Consider the following 16,999-nt stretch of genomic DNA (forward strand, 5'->3'; position numbering starts at 1 on the left):
ACTCCGGCAAGCTAGCAACTTCAACCAAACGACCAAGGATTAACCGTGCCGACTCCGCCTGCAGTCTCTCCGTTGGCCGCACACATGGGCGACAGTCCGGCGCCCTTGTACGCCCGCGTCAAACAGATGATCACCCAGCAAATCGACAGTGGAAACTGGCCGCCGCACTACCGCGTTCCGTCGGAAAGCGAGCTGGTCAACCAACTGGGTTTCAGCCGCATGACCATCAACCGCGCCCTGCGCGAGATGACCGCCGACGGTCTGCTGGTGCGCATGCAGGGTGTCGGGACTTTTGTCGCCGAACCGAAAAGTCAGTCCGCGCTGTTTGAAGTACACAACATCGCCGACGAAATCGCCTCCCGTGGCCATCGCCACACCTGCAAGGTCATCACCCTCGAAGAAGAGGCCGCCGGTTCCGAGCGGGCGCTGGCGCTGGACATGCGTGAAGGCCAGAAAGTCTTTCACTCGCTGATCGTGCATTTCGAAAATGACATCCCGGTGCAAATCGAAGACCGTTTCGTCAACGCACTCGTGGCGCCGGACTACCTCAAGCAGGACTTCACCCTGCAAACGCCATACGCCTATCTGAACCAGGTCGCGCCGCTGACCGAAGGCGAGCATGTGGTCGAGGCGATTCTGGCCGAAGCCAGCGAGTGCAAGTTGCTGCAGATTGAAAAGGGCGAGCCGTGCCTGCTGATTCGCCGCCGCACCTGGTCCGGCCGTCAACCGGTGACCGCCGCCCGTTTGATCCACCCAGGTTCCCGTCATCGTCTGGAAGGACGGTTCCATAAATAGAGAGCCATAAATGAGTCAGTTCAAGGTTCTACGCGCAATAGATTACCCGCGCATGCCGTGGAAAAACGGCGGCGGCAGCACTGAAGAAATCACCCGTGATGGAGGTGCCGGCCTTGAAGGTTTCGGCTGGCGCCTGTCGATTGCCGATATCGGCGAGTCGGGCGGTTTCTCGACGTTCGCCGGCTATGAGCGGGTGATCACCGTATTGCAAGGCGACGGCATGACCTTGCGGGTTGATGGTCAGGACACTCGGCCATTGTTACCGCTGGACCCATTTGCTTTCAGCGGCGAGAGCCAGGTCTCCTGCACATTGCTCGGTGGGCCGATCCGCGACTTCAACCTGATTTATGCACCGCAGCGTTATAGCGCGCGATTGCAGTGGCTGGACGGCGAGCAGCGGTTTTTCAGCTCTGCGGGTACCGTGCTCGTGTTCAGTGTCACCGACGAGCTTGAAGTGAAGGTCGGAAACAGTGCCTCACAACTCGGTCGCCATGATTGCCTGCAACTCGACGGTAACACCGGCCTGCTGGAAGTCTCCAGCAATGGCCCATGCTGCGTGATTGAGCTGACTGCGCGCTGATCCAGAACTCAAGCGACACTATCGCGGGCAAGCCCGCTCCCACAGGTCCAGTGAAGATCCTGTGGGAGCGGGCTTGCCCGCGATGCTTTTCGTCGCCATAAATCCGTTCCCCAACGCGCACCACTTTGTTACCGAACGCCCCAGCGTGGCGCAAAATCACACTCAAGTAACAGCTGCCTCCCTCCGCAAAATCCCCCGCGAAAAATTTCATCTTCGTCTAAACCCTTGATCCAAGGGCCTTCCAGCGTTCAAAAAACTTTTCTTGAACACTCATCCAGCAAGTTGGCCGCTTGATTGCATATGCTTGTATGTACAAGTAAAGACGTATGCGTATGAGTCGATCGAGACTCCTCGCAACGTCCACTGATTCGCTTGTGGCGCTTTGACGCGCACAGGCTGGCTTACCCACCGCCAGGGTTGGTTTGGATTGATCGCTGAGGAGTCTTTTTCGTGACTGACAATACCCAGAAACCTACAAAGTTTCGTGACGTTGAAATTCGTGCCGCTCGCGGTAACAAGCTGACCGCCAAGAGCTGGCTGACTGAAGCGCCGCTGCGCATGTTGATGAACAACCTCGACCCGGAAGTCGCCGAGAACCCTAAAGAACTGGTGGTTTACGGTGGTATCGGTCGTGCGGCGCGTAACTGGGAATGCTACGACAAGATCGTCGAAAGCCTGACCAACCTGAATGACGACGAGACCCTGCTGGTGCAATCCGGCAAGCCGGTCGGCGTGTTCAAGACCCACAGCAACGCCCCCCGCGTACTGATCGCCAACTCCAATCTGGTGCCACACTGGGCGAGCTGGGAACACTTCAACGAACTCGACGCCAAAGGCCTGGCCATGTACGGCCAGATGACCGCCGGCAGCTGGATCTACATCGGCAGTCAGGGCATCGTCCAGGGCACCTACGAAACTTTCGTCGAAGCCGGTCGCCAACACTACAACGATGACCTGAAAGGTCGTTGGGTCCTGACCGCAGGCCTCGGTGGCATGGGCGGCGCTCAGCCTCTGGCCGCGACCCTGGCCGGCGCTTGCTCGCTGAACATCGAATGCCAACAAGTCAGTATCGATTTCCGTTTGAACAGCCGTTACGTCGATGAGCAAGCCACCGACCTCGACGACGCGCTGGCCCGCATCGACAAATACACCAAGGAAGGCAAAGCGATTTCCATCGCCCTGCTCGGCAACGCAGCTGAAATCCTGCCGGAACTGGTCAAGCGCGGCGTGCGCCCGGACATGGTCACCGACCAGACCAGCGCCCACGACCCGCTCAATGGTTACCTGCCAGCCGGCTGGACCTGGGAAGAGTACCGCGCTCGCGCCAAGACCGAGCCTGCTGCCGTGGTCAAAGCCGCCAAGCAATCCATGGCCGTGCACGTTAAAGCGATGCTCGAATTCCAGAAGATGGGCATTCCGACCTTCGACTACGGCAACAACATCCGTCAGATGGCCCAAGAAGAGGGCGTCGAGAACGCATTCGACTTCCCGGGTTTCGTACCGGCTTACATCCGTCCGCTGTTCTGCCGCGGCATCGGCCCGTTCCGTTGGGCTGCACTGTCGGGCGATCCGCAAGACATCTACAAAACCGACGCCAAGGTCAAAGAACTGATCCCGGACGACGCGCACCTGCACAACTGGCTGGACATGGCGCGCGAGCGCATCAGCTTTCAGGGTCTGCCGGCACGTATCTGCTGGGTGGGTCTGGGCCTGCGCGCCAAGCTCGGTCTGGCGTTCAACGAAATGGTTCGCAGCGGTGAATTGTCCGCGCCAATCGTGATCGGGCGCGACCACCTGGACTCCGGTTCGGTAGCCAGCCCGAACCGCGAAACCGAGTCGATGCAGGACGGTTCCGATGCCGTGTCCGATTGGCCACTGCTCAACGCTCTGCTCAACACCGCGAGCGGCGCGACCTGGGTTTCCCTGCACCACGGCGGCGGCGTCGGCATGGGCTTCTCCCAGCACTCGGGCATGGTGATTGTCTGCGACGGTACTGACGAAGCGGCCGAGCGTATCGCTCGCGTCCTGCACAACGACCCGGCTACCGGTGTCATGCGTCACGCCGATGCGGGTTACCAGATCGCGATCGACTGCGCCAAGGAACAAGGGCTGAACCTGCCGATGATTACCGGCAAGTAACGCAAAACCCTGTAGGAGCTGCCGCAGGCTGCGATCTTTTGGCGTCGTTACGGACGCCGAAGATCAAGATCAAAAGATCGCAGCCTCGTTTCACTCGACAGCTCCTACAGGGACCGAGCGAATTCCAATAACAATCCACAGAGGTTGAATCATGGCTGTTAACAGCGATCGTGCAGGCAGTAAGCCGTTGATCGAGAAACGTTCGATCGACTACATCCCGGAAGCGGAGAGACACGGTCGTCTGTTGAGCCAGTTCACCCTGTGGATGGGGGCCAACCTGCAAATCACCGCGATTGTCACCGGGGCCCTGGCCGTGGTGCTGGGTGGTGACGTGTTCTGGTCGTTGATCGGTCTGTTGATCGGTCAACTGCTCGGCGGTGGCGTAATGGCGCTGCATGCAGCGCAAGGGCCCAAGCTTGGCCTGCCGCAGATGATCTCCAGCCGGGTACAGTTCGGCGTGTATGGCGCAGCCATTCCGATCGTACTGGTCTGTCTGATGTACCTCGGTTTCACCGCAACGGGCACCGTACTTTCCGGCCAGGCGCTGGGCCAGTTGTTTGGCGTCAGCGACAGCGTCGGTATCCTCATCTTCGCCAGTGTCATCGTGCTGGTCACGGTGCTCGGTTATCGGGTGATTCATTTCATCGGCCGTGTCGCCAGCGTCATTGGCGTGATTGCCTTCGTTTACCTGTTCAGTCGCCTGATGAGCCAGACTGACATTGGCGCACTCCTGCAAATCCGCCACTTCAGCTGGAGCAGCTTCCTGCTCGCGGTATCGCTCGCGGCGTCCTGGCAGATCGCCTTCGGCCCCTACGTGGCTGACTATTCACGCTACCTGCCGAGCAAGACTTCCTCGGTGAAAACCTTTTTCGCCGCTGGCGCGGGTTCGGTCATTGGCGCACAGGTGGCGATGATCCTCGGCGTGTTTGCCGCCGCCATGGCCAACGGGCAATTCGCCGGCCACGAAGTGGCCTACATCGTTGGTTTGAGCGGCAGCGGTGCCACCGCTGAGCTGCTGTACTTCAGCATCGCGTTCGGCAAGGTCACCATCTCCACGCTGAACTCCTACGGCAGCTTCATGTGCATTGCGACCGTCATCAGCGGTTTCCGTGGTGACCTGCGGGTAACGCGCTTGCAGCGTCTGGTCTTCGTGCTGGTCATCGTCGGCACTGCGACCCTGATCGCGTTGCTCGGTCAGCACTCGTTCCTCGGTGCGTTCAAGTCATTCATCCTGTTTTTGCTGGCTTTTTTCACGCCATGGAGCGCGATCAACCTGGTGGACTACTACTGCATCACTCGCGAGCGCTATGACGTGCCGGCGCTGGCCGATCCGAACGGTCGCTACGGCCGTTGGAACCCCCTCGGTATCAGCGTCTATGTCTTCGGTGTGCTGGTGCAACTGCCGTTCATCTCTACCAAGTTCTATACCGGTCCGCTGGTGGACGCTCTGGGTGGTGTGGATATTTCCTGGATCATCGGTCTGGTGCTTCCCGCAGCCCTGTATTACGTGTGCGCGAAAAAATGGCACAGCGCCGTACCCGATCACCTGATCCTGCCAGTCGAGCAGGACAGCGATGCAGCACCTATAACAAGCGGGGCCAGTCGCGCTGCGGCGCGGGCCTGATTGGACGTGGACAGGGCTGGATGCCTCTTGACTGCCGTAAGCCAACTCATGATTAGGAGCGTCACACAATGAAATCGAACAAGACCCTGCTGACCACATTGCTTTCCATGGGCCTGCTGGCCAGCGCCGGCGCCACTCAGGCGGCGGGTTGGTGCGAGTCGGGCAAACCGGTGAAGTTCGCCGGCCTGAACTGGGAAAGCGCCATGCTGCTGACCGACGTGATGCAAGTCGTGCTGGAGAAAGGTTACGACTGCAAGGTCGACAGCCTCCCAGGCAACTCCATCACCATGGAAAACGCCCTGAGCAGCAACGACATTCAAGTGTTTGCCGAAGAGTGGGTCGGCCGCAGCGAGGTCTGGAACAAGGCTGAGAAGGCCGGCAAAGTTGTCGGTGTCGGCGCGCCTGTCGTGGGTGCTGTCGAAGGCTGGTACGTGCCGCGTTACGTGATCGAAGGCGACGCCAAGCGCAAGCTGGAGCCTAAAGCTCCGGACCTGAAAGCGATCGCCGATCTGGGTAAATACGCTGCAGTGTTCAAGGATCAGGAAGAGCCATCCAAGGGCCGTTTCTATAACTGCCCGGCGGGCTGGACCTGTGAGCTGGATAACAGCGAAATGCTGAAAAGCTACGGCCTGGAAAGCACCTACACCAACTTCCGTCCGGGCACCGGTCCGGCACTGGATGCCGCGGTGCTGTCGAGCTACAAACGTGGCGAGCCGATCCTGTTCTACTACTGGTCGCCAACCCCGCTGATGGGCCAGGTTGACCTGGTGAAACTCGAAGAGAAACCAGGCGTGGACAAGCGCGTGACCATCAAGGTCGGCCTGTCCAAGACCTTCCACGAGCAAGCCCCGGAACTGGTGGCCGTGCTGGAAAAAGTCAACCTGCCAATCGACCTGCTTAACCAGAACCTCGGGCGCATGGCCAAAGAGCGGATCGAGTCACCAAAACTGGCGAAAATCTTCCTCAAGGAACATCCTGAAGTCTGGCACGCATGGGTGAGCGAAGACGCAGCCAAAAAGATCGACGCGGCCTTGTAGGTTGAGCCTCTCCGACTGCCCTGAGCGGCAGTCGGATGCTTGATCGCAACCCCTTGATTGAGAGTCTCTTATGTTTCCCGAAAGCTTTACCTTTTCCATCGCCGACTGGGTCAACAGTTGGGTCGATTCGCTGGTCACCAACTACGGCGATGTGTTCCGCAGCATCTCCGACACCCTGTTGTGGGCCATCGTCAATCTTGAAGGGCTGCTGCGCGCGGCGCCCTGGTGGCTGATGCTGGCGATCGTGGCGGGCGTTGCCTGGCACGCGACGCGCAAAGTCGTGACCACCGCCGTGATCGTTGGCTTGTTGTTTCTGGTGGGTGCGGTCGGCCTCTGGGACAAGCTGATGCAGACCCTGGCACTGATGATGGTGGCGACCATCATTTCGGTGATGATCGGCATTCCACTGGGCATTCTTTCGGCGCGCAGCAATCGCCTGCGTTCGATATTGATGCCGCTGCTGGACATCATGCAGACCATGCCGAGTTTCGTGTACCTGATCCCGGTGCTGATGCTGTTCGGCCTGGGCAAGGTCCCGGCGATTTTCGCCACCGTGATCTACGCCGCACCACCGCTGATTCGCCTGACTGATCTGGGTATTCGCCAGGTCGACGGCGAAGTGATGGAAGCGATCAACGCCTTCGGTGCCAACCGCTGGCAGCAACTGTTTGGCGTGCAACTTCCGCTGGCCCTGCCAAGCATCATGGCCGGGATCAACCAGACGACCATGATGGCCCTGTCGATGGTCGTGATTGCCTCGATGATCGGTGCCCGTGGCCTGGGTGAAGACGTGTTGGTGGGGATTCAGACCCTCAACGTCGGACGTGGTCTTGAAGCCGGTCTGGCGATCGTGATTCTGGCAGTGGTTATCGACCGCATTACTCAAGCGTACGGTCGGCCACGGCATGAGGTGAGCAAATGAACAACGAAGCCATCAGCAAAATCGAAGTCAAAAACGTCTTCAAGATTTTCGGCAACCGTTCCAAGGATGCGCTGGCCATGATCGGCCAGGGCAAAACCAAAGATCAGGTGCTGTCCGAAACCGGCTGCGTGGTCGGCGTGAACGACTTGTCCCTGAGCATCGGCACCGGCGAGATCTTCGTGATCATGGGCCTGTCGGGTTCCGGCAAGTCCACCCTGGTGCGCCACTTCAATCGCCTGATCGACCCGACCAGCGGCGCGATCCTGGTGGACGGCGTGGACATCCTGCAATACGACATGGAAGCCCTGCGCGAATTTCGCCGGCACAAGATCAGCATGGTGTTCCAGAGCTTCGGCCTGCTGCCGCACAAGACCGTGGTGGATAACGTCGCCTACGGCCTGAAAGTGCGTGGCGAGACCAAGCAAATGTGCTCCGAGCGCGCGCTGCACTGGATCAACACCGTGGGCCTCAAGGGCTACGAAAACAAATACCCGCATCAACTCTCGGGCGGCATGCGTCAGCGTGTGGGCCTGGCTCGCGCCTTGGCGGCGGACACCGACATCATCCTGATGGACGAAGCGTTCAGTGCCCTCGACCCGCTGATTCGCGCCGAGATGCAGGACCAATTGCTGGAACTGCAAAAGACCCTGCACAAGACCATCGTCTTCATCACCCACGACCTCGACGAGGCCGTGCGGATTGGTAACCGGATTGCGATTCTCAAGGACGGGCGCCTGATTCAGGTGGGTACGCCGCGAGAGATCCTGCATTCGCCGGCGGATGAGTATGTGGATCGGTTCGTACAGCGGCGGGCTGCGGTGGTCTGACAAATTTGTGGTGGCTGTGCTGGCCCCATCGATAGCAAGCTCGCTCCCACAGGGGAATGCATTCCAAATGTGGGAGCGAGCTTGCTCGCGATGGGGCCGGTAGGGCTGCATCAGTATTCAGGTTGTACGGTTGAGGTTAATGATGTCCCAGGCTGAAAAAATCGTTATCGCAGGCGACCACCTGCGTTGGCAGAATGTGGTCGCCGTAGCCCGCCATGGCGCACAGCTTGAGCTGTCGCCACAGGCTTGGGCGCGGATCGAAAATGCCCAGGCGATCGTCCAGCGCATCGTCGTCAGCGGCGAGCGCGCCTATGGCGTCAACACCGGACTCGGCGCGCTGTGCAACGTCTCGCTCAAAGACGAGCAACTCAGCCAACTGTCGCGCAACACCTTGCTCAGTCACGCCTGTGGCGTTGGCGCTCCATTGGCCGACGAGCAGACCCGCGCGATCATGTGTGCGGCAATCCTCAATTACAGCCAAGGCAAATCCGGCATTCACCGCCGGGTGGTCGAAGCGTTGCTGGCGCTGCTCAATCGCGGCATCACCCCGCAAGTGCCGTCCCAGGGTTCGGTCGGTTACCTGACTCACATGGCCCACATCAGCATCGCGCTGCTGGGTGTCGGCAATGTCAGCTATCGCGGGCAGATCGTTTCTGCGCAGCAGGCTTTGGCTGAAGAAGGTTTGCAACCGGTTCAGCTCGGAGCCAAGGACGGCTTGTGCCTGGTCAACGGCACGCCGTGCATGACCGGCCTCAGCTGCCTGGCGATTGCTGATGCCACTCGCCTGCTGCAATGGGCTGACGTAATCGGCGCCATGAGCTTCGAGGCCCAGCGCGGGCAGATTGCTGCGTTCGATGCCGAGATCATCGCGCTCAAGCCGCATCCGGGCATGCAGCAAGTTGGCACGAATCTGCGGGCGTTGCTGGATGGCAGTGAAGTGATTGCTTCGAGCATAGGCATCCGCACGCAGGATGCGCTGAGCATCCGTTCTATTCCGCAAGTCCACGGTGCTGCACGGGATCAACTGGCGCACGCGACTCAACAGATCGAAACCGAACTCAACGGCTGCACCGATAATCCGTTGCTGCTGGGCACACCGGACAGCTTCCGGGTGGTGTCCCAGGCCAACCCGCACGGTCAGTCAGTGGCATTGGCGGCAGATTTGCTGGCCATCGCCATGGCCGAAATCGGCTCTATCGCTGAGCGTCGTCTGGACCGTTTGATCAACCCTCACGTCAGCGGTCTGCCAGCCTTTTTGGTGGCCAACCCGGGGGTGAATTCCGGGATGATGATCGTCCAGTACGTCGCCGCTTCGCTGTGTGCGGAAAACCGCCAGTTGGCGCAACCGGCGGTGCTCGACAACTACGTCACCTCGGGCCTGCAGGAAGACCACCTGAGCATGGGCACCAACGCCGCGTTGAAGCTGCATCGCGCCCTGGAAAACTGCACGCAGATCCTTGCCATCGAGTACTTGCTGGCGGCCCAGGCGTTTGAATTCCTGAAAGATCAACGCTTCGGCGCTGGCACCGATGCGGCGTGGCGTCTGCTGCGCGAGCGAGTTCCGGCCTACGACCAGGACCGCTGGCTGGCACCGGACATCGCCAGTGCCGCCGCTGTTTTGAAAGACCCGATTTTGCTGCACAAAGTGTTACCGAACCTGAACTGATTTCCACCACACCAGCGTGCCAAGGCGCAGCCCCCCAAAAGGAGGGAAGCGACGGACAACGGAAATCTCCGGAGCGTCTGGTTAGTTAATAAAAACTCTCAAAAGGAGAATGATGTGACTGCTCTTAATTTGATTCCCGGCCAACTGAGCCTTGCCCAACTGCGTGATATCTATCAGCAGCCGGTCAAAATCACCCTCGACGACAGCGCCTCGGCGCAGATCGAAGCCAGCGTTGCCTGCGTGGAACAGATCCTCGCCGAGAACCGCACCGCTTATGGCATCAACACCGGTTTCGGCCTGCTGGCTTCGACCCGTATCGCCAGCGAAGACCTGGAAAACCTGCAGCGCTCGCTGGTGCTGTCCCACGCCGCCGGTGTCGGCGAGCCGATCAGCGATGCGCTGGTTCGCTTGGTCATGGTGCTCAAGGTCAACAGCCTGAGCCGCGGTTTTTCCGGCATTCGTCGCGTAGTGATCGACGCGCTGATCGCACTGATCAACGCCGAGGTTTACCCGCACATTCCATTGAAAGGTTCGGTCGGTGCCTCCGGTGACTTGGCGCCTCTGGCCCACATGTCGCTGGTGCTGCTGGGCGAAGGCAAGGCGCGCTACAAAGGCGAGTGGATGGAAGCCACCGAAGCGCTGAAAGTGGCCGGTCTGACTCCGCTGACCCTGGCTGCCAAAGAAGGTCTGGCGCTGCTCAACGGCACTCAGGTTTCTACCGCTTATGCATTGCGTGGTTTGTTCGAAGGCGAAGACCTGTTTGCTGGCGCCCTGGCCATTGGTGGTATGACTGTTGAAGCCGTGCTGGGCTCGCGCTCGCCGTTCGACGCGCGCATCCACGCCGCTCGTGGCCAGAAAGGCCAGATCGACGCCGCTGTCGCTTACCGCGACCTGCTGGGCGAGCGCAGTGAAGTCTCCGACTCGCACCAGAACTGCGACAAGGTCCAGGACCCTTACTCCCTGCGCTGCCAGCCGCAAGTCATGGGCGCCTGCCTGACCCAGTTCCGTCAGGCCGCCGAAGTGCTCGCCATCGAAGCCAACGCCGTTTCGGACAACCCGCTGGTATTCGCCGCTGAAGGCGACGTGATCTCCGGCGGTAACTTCCACGCCGAACCGGTCGCCATGGCCGCCGACAACATGGCCTTGGCCATCGCTGAAATTGGCTCCCTGAGCGAACGTCGTATCTCGCTGATGATGGACAAGCACATGTCGCAACTGCCGCCGTTCCTGGTGGCCAATGGCGGCGTGAACTCCGGCTTCATGATCGCCCAGGTGACCGCTGCGGCACTGGCCAGCGAGAACAAGGCGTTGTCCCATCCGCACTCGGTGGACAGCCTGCCGACTTCCGCGAACCAGGAAGACCACGTTTCCATGGCCCCGGCTGCCGGCAAGCGTCTGTGGGAAATGGCCGAAAACACGCGTGGCGTTCTCGCGGTGGAATGGTTGGCGGCTTGTCAGGGTCTGGACCTGCGTGACGGTCTGAAGACCTCGACAAAGCTGGAAAAGGCTCGCGCCATCCTGCGTGCTGAAGTGCCGTTCTATGAGAAGGATCGGTTCTTTGCACCGGACATCAATGCTGCTAGCGAGCTTCTGGCGACTCGTTGCCTGAACGAGCTGGTTTCGGCGAAGTTGTTGCCTAGCCTGTAATGGCCTCTTCGCGAGCAAGCCCGCTCCCACAGGGTTTACGCAATCCAATGTGGGAGCGAGCCTGCTCGCAATTCGATCATTTCCTCCAATAAGAATAATTAAGGACGAGCAATGCATCAGACAGAAAAGGGTTTGAAACGCGGGCTCTCTGCCCGACATATTCGCTTCATGGCGCTGGGGTCGGCGATCGGCACCGGGCTGTTTTACGGTTCTGCCTCGGCCATTCAAATGGCCGGTCCTGCGGTCCTGCTCGCTTACCTGATCGGTGGCGCGGCGGTGTTCATGGTCATGCGCGCCCTCGGTGAGATGGCGGTGCACAACCCGGTGGCCGGCTCTTTCGGCCACTACGCCAGCACCTACCTGGGGCCAATGGCGGGCTTCATTCTCGGTTGGACCTACGCGTTTGAAATGGTCATCGTCGGCATGGCCGACGTCACCGCGTTCGGTATTTACATGGGCTTCTGGTTTCCGGAAGTCGCCCGCTGGATCTGGGTACTGGGCATCGTTTCGGTGGTCGGCGGCTTGAACCTGTGCAACGTCAAAGTCTTCGGTGAAATGGAGTTCTGGCTGTCGCTGCTCAAGGTCGCGGCCATCGTCGCGATGATCCTGGGTGGCTTCGGCATCATGCTGTTCGGCATCAGCACCGCGCCCGGCGCCCAGGCGACTGACATCAGCAATCTCTGGAGCCATGGCGGCTTCATGCCCAATGGCGTGGGCGGCCTGATCGCTTCGTTCGCGGTGGTGATGTTTGCGTTTGGCGGCATTGAAATCATCGGCGTGACAGCCGGTGAAGCCAAAGACCCGCAGCGCGTGCTGCCCAGGGCGATCAATGCCGTACCGTTGCGTATCCTGCTGTTCTACGTGCTGACGATGTTCGTACTGATGTCGATCTTTCCATGGCAGCAGATCGGTAGCCAAGGCAGTCCATTCGTGCAGATTTTCGACAATCTGGGGATCAGCTCGGCGGCGACCATTCTCAATATTGTGGTGATCTCGGCGGCGGTGTCGGCGATCAACAGTGACATCTTCGGCGCTGGCCGCATGATGTACGGTCTGGCCCAGCAAGGGCATGCGCCCAAGGGCTTCGCCCGGTTGTCGCGCAATGGCGTGCCGTGGCTGACGGTGGTGGTGATGAGCAGTGCGCTGCTGCTGGGCGTGTTGCTGAACTACCTGATTCCGGAAAACGTCTTTCTGTTAATCGCCTCCGTCGCGACCTTTGCCACGGTGTGGGTCTGGTTGATGATTTTGTTCACCCAAGTGGCCATGCGTCGTTCCATGAGTGCCGAGCAGGTCGCCCAACTGAAATTCCCGGTGCCGTTCTGGCCCTATGCGCCGATGGCGGCGATTGCCTTCATGCTGTTCATCTTTGGCGTGCTGGGCTATTTCCCGGACACCCAGGCGGCGCTGATCGTCGGCGTGGTCTGGATTGTATTGCTGGTGCTGGCCTACCTGACGTGGGTGAAACCGGCGGCAGGGAAGGCAGTACCGGTGGAGCAGGAACCTTCTTTTTCTCATCGATAACCTAACGGAGGCCACGGATGAAAACTCTCTGGCAACACTGCCACGTCGCAACCATGGCGCAAGGCGTCTACTCGATCATCGAGGATGCGGCCATCGTGACGTCAGGAGCGCACATTGAGTGGATTGGCCCACGCGCTGAACTGCCGTCGGGTGAGTACCCGGCAGTCAATGATCTTAAAGGGGCCTGGGTAACGCCGGGCCTGATCGACTGCCACACCCACACGGTGTTCGGCGGTAACCGCAGCGGTGAATTCGAACAGCGTCTGCAAGGCGTCAGCTATGCAGAAATCGCAGCGGCCGGTGGCGGCATCGCCAGCACCGTGCGCGCCACTCGCGCGGCCACTGAAGACGAGCTGTTCGCTAGCGCCGCCAAGCGTCTGAAGAGCCTGATGCGCGACGGTGTGACCACGGTCGAGATGAAATCCGGCTACGGTCTGGACCTGGCCAGCGAACGCAAGATCCTGCGGGTCATCCGCCGTCTCGGCGCCGAGCTGCCGGTCAGCGTGCGCAGCACCTGTCTGGCCGCTCACGCGTTGCCGCCGGAATACGCGGATCGTGCCGACGACTACATCGATCACATCTGCGCCGAGATGCTCCCGGCCCTGGCCGCCGAAGGGCTGGTGGATGCGGTGGACGCGTTCTGCGAGTACCTGGCGTTTTCGCCGGCGCAGGTTGAACGGGTGTTCATCACCGCGCAACAACTCGGTCTGCCGGTGAAGCTGCACGCCGAACAGTTGTCGTCGTTGCATGGTTCGAGTCTGGCGGCGCGTTACCACGCACTGTCGGCCGATCACCTGGAATTCATGACCGAAGACGACGCCATCGCCATGGCCAAGTCCGGCACCGTCGCGGTGCTGCTGCCCGGCGCCTTCTACTTTCTGCGGGAAACCCAATTGCCGCCGATGGAGGCTCTGCGCAAACACGGGGTGAAAATCGCCATCGCCAGCGACCTCAACCCAGGCACCTCACCGGCGCTGTCGTTGCGTTTGATGCTGAACAATGCGTGCACCTGTTTCCGCATGACCCCGGAAGAAGCCTTGGCGGGTGCAACGATCCATGCCGCCACCGCGCTGGGCATGGCTGAAACCCACGGTTCGCTGGAAGTCGACAAGTGTGCAGATTTCGTCGCCTGGCAAATCGATCGTCCGGCTGACCTGTCGTACTGGCTGGGCGGTGACCTGGAAAAACGCGTCGTGCGTCACGGCGTTGAAGTGAGCATTTAGGAGAACAGTTGTGGATAAGGTTCTGAACTTCAAACAAGGTCGCGTGCCGCTGCTGATCAGCATGCCCCACGCCGGCCTGCGCCTGACCCCGGCGGTCGAAGCCGGGTTGATCCCCGACGCGAAAAGCCTGCCGGACACTGACTGGCATATCCCGCAGCTCTATGAATTTGCTGCCGAGCTGGGTGCCAGCACCTTGGCCGCCGAGTACTCGCGTTTTGTCATCGACCTGAATCGACCGTCTGACGACAAGCCTTTGTATGTCGGTGCGACCACCGGCCTGTACCCGGCGACGCTGTTCGACGGTATTCCGTTGTTCCGCGAAGGGCATGAGCCGTCAGCGGCGGAGCGGGCGACGTATCTGGAGCAAGTCTGGACGCCGTACCACAGCACTTTGCAGAACGAGCTGGCGCGACTGAAGGCTGAGTTCGGCTACGCGCTGCTGTTCGATGCGCACTCGATCCGCTCGATCATCCCGCACCTGTTCGACGGCAAGCTGCCGGACTTCAACCTCGGCACCTTCAACGGCGCCAGTTGCGATCCACAGTTGGCCACTCAGCTGGAAGCCATCTGCGCGCGCCACGGCGATTACAGCCATGTGCTGAACGGTCGCTTCAAGGGGGGCCACATCACCCGGCATTACGGCAATCCGGCCGAGAACATTCATGCGGTGCAACTGGAGTTGGGCCAGTGCACGTACATGGAAGAGTTCGAGCCGTTCCGTTATCGCCCGGACCTGGCGGCGCCGACACAGGTGGTGCTCAAGGAATTGCTGCAAGGGCTGTTGGCCTGGGGCCAAAAGCACTACAGCGCATAAGATCAAAAGATCGTCCGAACGCGGCCCGAACCTTCGGCAGCTCCTACATTGGCCGTGTGAAAACCCGATCTTGTAGGAGCTGCCGAAGGCTGCGATCTTTTCGGGCTGTCGCCACCGTGCAAAACACGGTCGCTACAGTTCGCTTTTACCTTCTCGACGCTGCGTAATGTTCTGGGCACGGTGCACGAAGACATCGGCCCTCGCAATAATCTGCCGCACGAGACTCCCCCAATGAAAAGACTGTTCACCCGCTGTCTCTCAATCCTCTGCGGCACTGCTCTCCTGAGCACCAGCGTTCTGGCCAGTGACGACGCTTCCTGCAAGGCCGTGCGCATGGGCGTGGTCAACTGGACCGACGTGATCGCCACCAGCGGCATGGCTGACGTACTGCTCAACGGCCTCGGTTACGAAAGCAAGCAAACCAGCGCCGTGCAGCAAATCATCTTCGCCGGCATCCGCGACAAGCGTCTCGATATCTTCCTCGGTTACTGGAAACCGGCGATGGACAAAAACATCGCGCCGTTCCTGGCTGCCAATCAGGTGAAGGTCATGTACAAACCGAGCCTGGCCGACGCACAGGCAACCCTCGCCGTACCTGAATATGTCGCCGAAGCGGGCCTGAAAACCTTCGCCGATATCGCCAAATTCAAGGATCAACTCGGCGGCAAGATCTACGGCATCGAGCCGGGCAGCGGCGCCAACACCACCATCAAAACCATGATCGAGACCAATCACTTTGGCTTGAAAGACTTCAAGCTGATCGAGTCGGGTGAAGCCGGCATGCTTGCCGCTGTACAGCGGGCGGTGAATCGCAAGGAATTCGTGGTGTTCGTCGGCTGGACCCCGCACCCGATGAACATCAACATGAAGATCGCCTACCTGACCGGCAGCGAAGACGTTTACGGCCCGAACGAAGGCGCCGCCACCGTTTCCACCGTGACCGCCCCGGACTACGCCCAGCGCTGTCCGAACGTAAACCGTCTGCTGGAAAACCTGACCTTCACCGCGGCCCAGGAAAGCCAGTTGATGGTGCCGATCATGGAGCGTAAAACGCCGCAGGATGTTGCCAGACAATGGCTACGTGATCATCCCGAGGATCTTCAGCGCTGGCTTGCCGGTGTCACCAGTTTTGATGGCAAGGATGGCGTGGCGACCGTTCAGACCAGTTTGAAACTTTGATGAGTTCCTATCCGTTATCCGAGCAAATGGCGGCTTTCGTCGAGAAAACCGTCAGCTTCAACAGTACCGACAGCAGTCTCGGTGGTTTGCGCCAGGCCTACAGCGACATGTGCCGGGCGTTCACTCCGTCACGTCCCGACGGGCTTTATGTGGTCGACTTTGAATTGGCCGGCGTGCCGGTGCGGTCTTATCAACCGCCGGTTTCGCCACCGACCAGCGGTTGCCCGTGCATTGTGTATCTGCACGGCGGTGGGTGGGTGGTGGGGGACCTGGATTCCCACGACTTCATCTGCGCCGAATTGGCGTCGACGCTCGGTGTGCTGGTGATCGCCGTCGATTATCGGTTGGCGCCGGAACATCCGTTTCCGGCGGCGTTTGAAGACTGCCTGGGTGTCTGGCGCGCGCTACGGACCGGGCCATTCCGGCTCGATCCCGAGCGAACGCTGGTGGCCGGGGACAGCGCCGGTGGCAACCTTGCGGCTGCGTTGTGCCTGGCGTTGCGCGATGCGGGCGAGCCATTGCCGGCGGCGCAGGTGCTGATTTATCCGGGGCTGGGCGGTAATCACCGATTGCCGTCGCGCAGTGAATGCGTCGATGCTCCCTTGCTCAGCAGCAGCGATCTGGATTGTTATCACGCCCTGTACTTGCGCGGCACTGGGCAGCCAGGGGCCTATGCGATGCCGTTGCTCGCCGAGGATTTCAGTAGGCTGCCGCCGGCCTTGATCGCCGTGGCGCAATTCGACCCACTGCGCGATGACGGCATGCTCTACACCGAGCGACTGAACGCAGCAGGTGTGGCAGCGACGCTGTACTACGGCGAGGGGTTGGTCCACGGTTGTCTGCGGGCTCGGGGGCAGGTCGCCGAGGTCGACGCACTCTATGAAACGCTGCTCGGCTATTTGTCTGAAAAAACGGGCTGAAGAACTCTGACTCTGCAAGGCATGCTCATTGGCGTAATTCGGGTTTATGATGCCGGACGGCAGAATAATAGAAGTCCCCCCAGGGATGACCTCGACCCCTTACGG

At 60.2% G+C, this 16,999-nt stretch carries 14 protein-coding genes; all 14 read left to right on the forward strand.

What is annotated here, in order from left to right:
• Positions 1 to 84 precede the first annotated feature (84 nt).
• The 14 genes from hutC (at position 85) to WLY71_RS01210 (ending at position 16,894) form a co-directional block, all read left to right on the forward strand.
• Entirely contained in the window at positions 85 to 795 is a 711-nt protein-coding gene (hutC, locus tag WLY71_RS01145; RefSeq protein WP_177326944.1) for a histidine utilization transcriptional repressor HutC, read from the forward strand.
• A 10-nt stretch (positions 796 to 805) separates the two neighbouring features.
• The gene (locus WLY71_RS01150; RefSeq protein ID WP_347802172.1) at positions 806 to 1,375 is read left to right on the forward strand and encodes a HutD/Ves family protein; all 570 of its coding nucleotides are present in this window, start codon (positions 806 to 808) and stop codon (positions 1,373 to 1,375) included.
• 450 nt (positions 1,376 to 1,825) lie between these two features.
• Complete coding sequence (gene hutU, locus WLY71_RS01155) at positions 1,826 to 3,514, forward strand: urocanate hydratase (protein WP_347802173.1); 1,689 nt, start codon at positions 1,826 to 1,828, stop codon at positions 3,512 to 3,514.
• Between the two features lie 151 nt (positions 3,515 to 3,665).
• Entirely contained in the window at positions 3,666 to 5,138 is a 1,473-nt protein-coding gene (locus WLY71_RS01160; RefSeq protein WP_347802174.1) for a purine-cytosine permease family protein, read from the forward strand.
• A 68-nt stretch (positions 5,139 to 5,206) separates the two neighbouring features.
• Positions 5,207 to 6,175, forward strand: coding sequence for an ABC transporter substrate-binding protein (locus WLY71_RS01165; protein ID WP_347802175.1), 969 nt, complete (start codon positions 5,207 to 5,209; stop codon positions 6,173 to 6,175).
• Between the two features lie 70 nt (positions 6,176 to 6,245).
• Entirely contained in the window at positions 6,246 to 7,097 is an 852-nt protein-coding gene (locus WLY71_RS01170; protein WP_283189675.1) for an ABC transporter permease, read from the forward strand.
• Complete coding sequence (locus WLY71_RS01175; protein ID WP_008149478.1) at positions 7,094 to 7,924, forward strand: quaternary amine ABC transporter ATP-binding protein; 831 nt, start codon at positions 7,094 to 7,096, stop codon at positions 7,922 to 7,924. The genes WLY71_RS01170 and WLY71_RS01175 overlap by 4 nt, the downstream gene beginning before the upstream one ends.
• A gap of 142 nt (positions 7,925 to 8,066) precedes the next feature.
• Positions 8,067 to 9,590 carry a histidine ammonia-lyase gene (hutH, locus tag WLY71_RS01180; RefSeq protein ID WP_347802176.1) on the forward strand — a complete coding sequence of 508 codons (1,524 nt, stop codon included), beginning with the start codon at positions 8,067 to 8,069 and terminating at the stop codon, positions 9,588 to 9,590.
• Between the two features lie 114 nt (positions 9,591 to 9,704).
• On the forward strand, positions 9,705 to 11,237 hold the full coding sequence (gene hutH / locus WLY71_RS01185) for a histidine ammonia-lyase (RefSeq protein ID WP_347802177.1): 1,533 nt from the start codon (positions 9,705 to 9,707) through the stop codon (positions 11,235 to 11,237).
• Positions 11,238 to 11,348: 111 nt separating this feature from the next.
• Positions 11,349 to 12,758 (forward strand): amino acid permease, encoded by a 1,410-nt coding sequence (locus tag WLY71_RS01190; RefSeq protein ID WP_347802178.1) that lies wholly within the window; start codon positions 11,349 to 11,351, stop codon positions 12,756 to 12,758.
• A 17-nt stretch (positions 12,759 to 12,775) separates the two neighbouring features.
• A complete protein-coding gene (gene hutI, locus WLY71_RS01195; RefSeq protein WP_347802179.1) occupies positions 12,776 to 13,981 on the forward strand; it encodes an imidazolonepropionase in 1,206 nt (401 codons plus the stop codon).
• Between the two features lie 10 nt (positions 13,982 to 13,991).
• Complete coding sequence (gene hutG / locus WLY71_RS01200; protein WP_347802180.1) at positions 13,992 to 14,795, forward strand: N-formylglutamate deformylase; 804 nt, start codon at positions 13,992 to 13,994, stop codon at positions 14,793 to 14,795.
• A gap of 231 nt (positions 14,796 to 15,026) precedes the next feature.
• Positions 15,027 to 15,974: a choline ABC transporter substrate-binding protein gene (locus tag WLY71_RS01205; RefSeq protein ID WP_347802181.1), complete on the forward strand. Its 948-nt coding sequence runs from the start codon at positions 15,027 to 15,029 to the stop codon at positions 15,972 to 15,974.
• Positions 15,974 to 16,894, forward strand: coding sequence for an alpha/beta hydrolase (locus tag WLY71_RS01210; RefSeq protein ID WP_347802182.1), 921 nt, complete (start codon positions 15,974 to 15,976; stop codon positions 16,892 to 16,894). The genes WLY71_RS01205 and WLY71_RS01210 overlap by 1 nt, the downstream gene beginning before the upstream one ends.
• Positions 16,895 to 16,999 lie beyond the last annotated feature (105 nt).

It is taken from the genome of Pseudomonas rossensis (genome assembly GCF_039888995.1).
GTDB lineage: Bacteria > Pseudomonadota > Gammaproteobacteria > Pseudomonadales > Pseudomonadaceae > Aquipseudomonas > Aquipseudomonas rossensis.